Raw genomic sequence first — 5,453 nt, forward strand, 5'->3', positions numbered from 1 at the left:
CTCCGCGCATGGCCTGGACGTCGGGTTCAACCTGCAGTCGGGCTATTTCGGCGGGCACGAAAACGTCCTCTGGCTCGACGGCAGGCTGATACCGCTGGGTGCGGCCAGTTTCGACTACGACCGCACCGACCCGATGGCGCCCTGGCACATCCGTACCGACGACGGCCTGCTGGACTTGCATTTCGAGCCGGAAGGCATGCGCCGGGAAGACAAGAACCTGATGGTCGCGGTTTCGCGCTATGTGCAGCCGATCGGCAGCTTCAGCGGCTCGGTGAAGGCGGCGCCGGATGCGCCGGCGCGCGAGATACGGCGGCTGGGGGGGGTGACCGAGGATCATTTCTCGCGCTGGTAGGGCTTTCACGCCACTGGATCCCGGCTTTCGCCGGGATGACGGGGGCAATAAAGGGGAAGTGCATGCATTCCTGCCCGCATGCACGCGACAAGGCAGCACGAACGCGGGCGCGCCATGCCGATCACCCGCCATCCTCTCCTCGTCATCCCGGCGAAAGCCGGGATCCAGTGGCATGTTTTCACCGCTCCCCCCTCCCAAATCAAACCTTGATAGCGATCCGTTTGCCCAAGGCGAAAGCAGGCATGATAATGAGCCAAACGGGTTTATGCGGTTGAATAGCATTTGGGAAAGGATTGACCGATGCCATACAGTACCGAAGCCATCCGTACCATTGCCCTTGTCGGGCACACCTCCGGCGGCAAGACCAGCCTTGCCGAAGCGCTCCTGCTCGGGGCGGGCATGATAGGAAGCCCGGGCAGCCTGGAGCGCGGCACCACCACCTGCGACTACGACCCGCTCGAACGCAAGTACCAGCACTCCCTGTCTTCCGCCGTCATCCACCTCGATCATCGCGACACCCGCATCCACCTGCTCGACACCCCCGGCTATCCCGACTTCATCGGGCAAGCGATCAGCGCGTTGTGTGCCGTCGAGACCGCCGCCGTCGTCATCAATGCGCAGAACGGCATCGAGATGATCACCGGCCGCATGATGGAATGGGCCAAGCAGCGCAACATGTGCCGCATGATCATCATCAACAAGATCGACGCCGACAACATCGATCTGCCGGGTCTGGTCGCTCGCATCCAGGAAACATTCGGTAAGGAATGCCTCCCCATCAACTTGCCCGCCGACGGCGGCGCAAAAGTTGTCGATTGTTTCTTCAATCCGGCCGGCGAGTCGGATTTTTCATCTGTGGAGGCCGCGCACCGCGCGCTGGTCGACCAGGTGGTGGAAGTCGACGCCGACCTCATGACGCTCTACCTCGAGCAAGGCGAGATCGAACCCGAGCAGCTGCACGCTCCGTTCGAACAGGCGCTGCGCGAAGGCCACCTGGTGCCGGTCTGCTTCGTCTCGGCGCGCAACGGCGCCGGCATCAAGGAATTGCTCGACGTCTTCGTCAAGCTGATGCCCAACCCGACCGAAGGCAACCCCCCGCTGTTCTACCGCGACGACGACAACGCGCCCGACCGGAAGAAGGAAATCCGGGCGGTCGCCGATCCGGCGCAGCACGTGCTCGCGCATGTCTTCAAGATCGCGGTCGACCCCTTCATCGGCAAGATCGCAGTCTTCCGCATCCACCAGGGCACGGTGCGGCGCGACAGCATGCTCTACATCGGCGACGGCCGCAAACCGTTCAAGGTTGCGCACCTGTACCTGCCGCAGGGCAAGGAACAGATCGAAGTGCAACAGGCGGTGCCGGGCGACATCTGCGCGGTGGCCAAGATCGAAGACATGGTCTACGACGCGGTGCTGCACGACGCCGCGGAAGACGACCACATCCACCTGCGCCCCTCGGTCTTCCCGACCCCGATCTTCGGCCTCGCCATCGAACCGAAGAAACGCGGCGACGAACAGCGCATGTGGGAAATCCTGCAAAAGCTGACGGCGGAAGATCCGTGCCTGAAAGTCGAGCACAACGCCAGCACCAACGAAACCGTGCTGCTCGGCCTGGGCGAACTGCACCTGCGCTCCGCGCTGGAGCGCATGATGGAGGTCTACAAGATCGACGTCGCGACTCACCCGCCGAAGATCGCCTACCGTGAAACCATTGCGGGGCGTGCCGAGGGGCACCACCGGCACAAGAAGCAGACCGGCGGCGCCGGGCAGTTCGGCGAAGTCTTCCTGCGTGTCGAATCCCTCCCGCGCGGAGCCGGGTTTGAGTTCATCGACGAAGTGAAAGGCGGCGCGATACCGGGGCAATTCATTCCGGCGGTGGAAAAAGGGATACGGCAGGTTCTCGACGCGGGGCCGCTGGCCGGTTTCCCGATGCAGGACGTGCGGGTGGTGGTCTACGACGGCAAGAGCCACCCGGTCGACTCCAAGGAAGTCGCCTTCGCCACGGCCGGCCGCAAGGCCTTCATCGACGCCGTCCTCAAGGCCAGGCCGATGGTGCTGGAACCGATCGTCAACATCGAGATCGTCACGCCCGAAGAGTGCATGGGCGACATTACCGGTGATCTTTCGTCGCGGCGGGGGCAGATCAGCGGGATGCAGTCGGCGCAGGCTTCCGTTGCTGTTGTGTCGGGGCAGGTGCCCTTATCGGAGCTGAACGGGTATCAGTCGCGGCTCAACTCTACTACGGCTGGGCGGGGGAGCTATACCGTGGAGTTCAGTCATTACGATATTGTGCCGGCGGGGACTCAGCAGAGGATGGTGAGTGAGCATAAGGTGGAGGTTGAAGAGTGATTCTGTGCTCTCTTCGGTAGTGCGGTTTCTGTAGCCACTCCGTTGGGGCTTGCCGGGACTGGCCCCGGCAAGTAACAACGGAGAACCAACCGAAACCGGGTCACCGAAGAAACAAACTCACCCACCAGTCTTAATCGCCCAAATAGCCGGCAAATTCCGCCAGTACCCGTAGGCATCCATCCCGTACCCCACCACAAACCGGTTAGGCAGAACCAGCCCGACATAATCCGCAGTGCAAGGTTTGGACTTTCCAATATCCTTATCCGCAAACACGGCAAGCACAACCTCCTTCGCCCCCATCTGCAGCAAGCGCTCCTTCACATGCGCGAGCGTCTCGCCTTCATCGAGAATATCGTCGAGAACAATGACAGTGCGCCCTTCGACATTGGAACGCGGAATGACTTTCCACTCGATGGTGCCGCCCTGGTCCTTGCTCCCATAGCGCGTCACATGCATGTAATCGAATTCCAGCGGAAAGCTCAGCCGCGTCAGCAGCTGGCCGCAGAACACCACCGCGCCGCCCATTACCCCGAGCACCAGCGGAAACGCTTCGCTGTCGTCCGCATTGAAGCGCTGGTTGAGCTGCTGCGCCACCTTGTCCACCGCCTTCTGCACGGCGTCCGCATCGAACACGAGTTCGGCATCCTTCATCAGTTCGCGGGCTCTGTTGCGATGGAATTCGGAATCGATATACGTCATGTGCGCACCTCAAGAAGGGAATTGGGTCAGCCAGGCCGTGCCTTGCAACATCCTAGCGTAAAGCGCGCCATGATAAGTCCCGCAACAGGCCGCCGCAAGCGTGGAATCAAGAAAATGTGATTTCCCATTGTCAATAAAACATGGCGGGAATCTTTCCCCCGGCATGTGTTCGAACGTGTATTGCCTGTCATTACGGGAGAGCCATCATGAAGACGACATTGAAGCAACACCAGGTCACTACCAAGGGGCCGGAAAGCGAACGGACGACGCCGCGCATGCCGCACGAGCGCGATGAATCGGATGACAGCCAGGGAAGCGTGGTGCGCGACGATATCCGCCAGGCCTACAAGGACTTGCAGGAAGGCCAGGTCGATACCGACCTGCGCAACACCAGCGGCGTGGATGAAGTGGTGAACGACCGTCCGGGCACGTCGCCGGACAAGGTCGTCAAGAAGTCATTCTAAACCCGGCGCTTACTCGTACTTGCGCGCGTCTTCGATCACCTTGCCGTCGTTGGGCAAGGCGCCCCGGCCGACAAACTTTACTTCGCCGCGCAGCTTGGTGACGTCGCGGATGGTCTCCACCAGCGCATCCGCGGCCACTGCGGCCGGATCATCCACTTCACAGTGCAGCGTCATCACGTCGTTGGCCATTTCGCCGGTCACCACCAGGCGCGCCTTGACGATCTGCGGATAACGCTTGACCACGTCCGCTACCTGCGAAGGGTGCACGAACATGGCGCGCACCTTGGTGGTCTGGTCGGCGCGGCCCATCCAGCCCTTGATGCGGGTATTGGTGCGCCCGCAGGGTGAAATGCCGGGCATGACGGCCGACATATCCCCGGTGCCGAAGCGGATCAGCGGGTAGTCGGGATTGAAGGAGGTGATGACCACTTCGCCGACTTCGCCTTCCGCCACCGGGTCGCCGGTGCCGGGACGCACGATCTCCAGGATCAGGTCTTCGTCAAGGATCATGCCGGGGTTCACCTGACCGTCGGTCTGCGTCTCGTAGGCGATGTTGCCGACGTCCGCCGAGCCGTACATCTGCAGCACGTTCGGCACGCCGTTGTCCTGCAGCCATTTGCGCAGCGATGGCGGCAATGCCTCGGCGCCGACCACGGCGCGCTGCACGCTGCTGATGTCAGCGCCCATCTCGCTCGCCTTCTCGATGATGATCTTGAGGAAGGACGGCGTGCCGATGTAGGCATCGGGCTTGAGCGCAGCCATCGCCTGCACCTGCATTTCGGTCTGGCCGATGCCGGCCGGGATCACCGCGCAGCCGAGCCTGGCCGCACCGCCCTCGGCCATGAAGGCGGCCGGCGTGAAGTGGTAGGAGAAGCAGTTCTGGATGATGTGGCCCTTGCGCAGGCCGACGGCCGCCATCGGCCGCGCGAAACGCCACCAGTCCGCGCCCACTCCTTCCGGATCGAAGATGGGGCCGGGCGACATGAACAGGTGACGCAATTGCCGCACCGGCGTGGCAGTCAGGCCGCCGAAGGGGGCGTCCGCGTGCTGCAGGTCCTTCAGGTCGGACTTGCGCGTGACCGGCAACTGCGCGAGCGCGGCGCGCGAGCCGATGTCGGAGGCGTTCACGCCCTCGAGGATCCGCCCCCAGCCGGGCGCGGCTTTGGCGCGTGCGAGCAGTTCCGGCAGGCGCGCCATGAGGTCGCGTTCACGCTGCGCGGGATCGCGGGTTTCCAGGGAATCGAGGTAGTCGGTCATGATGAAGATCTATGCTTGGTTGGCGGGCATGTCGCGCTGCACGCGTTGGAAATGATCAGGCCAGCCAGCGCTTGCGGCGGCGATAGAACTTCATGTCGCGGAAGCTCTTGCGCCCCGCGCCCGAGACGCCGAGGTAAAACTCTTTCACGTCTTCGTTGGCCGCGAGGTCCTTGGCCGCGCCTTCCATCACGACGCGGCCGTTTTCCAGGATGTAGCCGAAGTCCGCGTAGCGCAGCGCAACCATGGTGTTTTGCTCGGCCACCAGGAAGGAGACGTTTTCCTTGCTGTTGAGGTCTTTCACGATCTCGAAGATTTCTTCCACGATCTGCGGC

The 5,453-nt window shown here is 62.6% G+C and carries 5 protein-coding genes and 1 pseudogene; 3 read left to right on the top strand and 3 right to left on the bottom strand.

What is annotated here, in order from left to right:
* A partial coding sequence (locus VFF99_RS16240; RefSeq protein ID WP_325019704.1) for a DUF2804 domain-containing protein occupies positions 1–352 on the top strand: 352 nt, incomplete at its 5' end.
* Positions 353–652: 300 nt separating this feature from the next.
* Positions 653–2,701, top strand: coding sequence for an elongation factor G (gene fusA, locus VFF99_RS16245; RefSeq protein ID WP_325019706.1), 2,049 nt, complete (start codon positions 653–655; stop codon positions 2,699–2,701).
* 117 nt (positions 2,702–2,818) lie between these two features.
* Here fusA and VFF99_RS16250 read toward each other — a convergent pair whose 3' ends face one another.
* Positions 2,819–3,400 (bottom strand): hypoxanthine-guanine phosphoribosyltransferase, encoded by a 582-nt coding sequence (locus VFF99_RS16250; protein ID WP_325019707.1) that lies wholly within the window; start codon positions 3,398–3,400, stop codon positions 2,819–2,821.
* A gap of 206 nt (positions 3,401–3,606) precedes the next feature.
* On the opposite strand from VFF99_RS16250, the gene VFF99_RS16255 reads away from it, so the two are divergent.
* Positions 3,607–3,864: a hypothetical protein gene (locus tag VFF99_RS16255; RefSeq protein ID WP_325019709.1), complete on the top strand. Its 258-nt coding sequence runs from the start codon at positions 3,607–3,609 to the stop codon at positions 3,862–3,864.
* Between the two features lie 9 nt (positions 3,865–3,873).
* Here the strand turns inward: VFF99_RS16255 and VFF99_RS16260 are convergent, their stop codons facing one another.
* Positions 3,874–5,121, bottom strand: coding sequence for a phenylacetate--CoA ligase family protein (locus tag VFF99_RS16260; RefSeq protein ID WP_325019711.1), 1,248 nt, complete (start codon positions 5,119–5,121; stop codon positions 3,874–3,876).
* Between the two features lie 55 nt (positions 5,122–5,176).
* Positions 5,177–5,453: pseudogene (locus VFF99_RS16265) on the bottom strand (ABC transporter ATP-binding protein); the annotation flags it as partial.

The organism is Noviherbaspirillum sp. (assembly GCF_035654295.1).
Lineage (GTDB): Bacteria > Pseudomonadota > Gammaproteobacteria > Burkholderiales > Burkholderiaceae_D > Noviherbaspirillum.

Bases quoted from the DNA above. Each gene is read 5' to 3' on its own strand.
- fusA (WP_325019706.1), top strand. From the start codon at position 653: ATGCCATACAGTACCGAAGCCATCCGTACCATTGCCCTTGTCGGGCAC.
- VFF99_RS16250 (WP_325019707.1), bottom strand. From the start codon at position 3,400: ATGACGTATATCGATTCCGAATTCCATCGCAACAGAGCCCGCGAACTG.
- VFF99_RS16255 (WP_325019709.1), top strand. From the start codon at position 3,607: ATGAAGACGACATTGAAGCAACACCAGGTCACTACCAAGGGGCCGGAA.
- VFF99_RS16260 (WP_325019711.1), bottom strand. From the start codon at position 5,121: ATGACCGACTACCTCGATTCCCTGGAAACCCGCGATCCCGCGCAGCGT.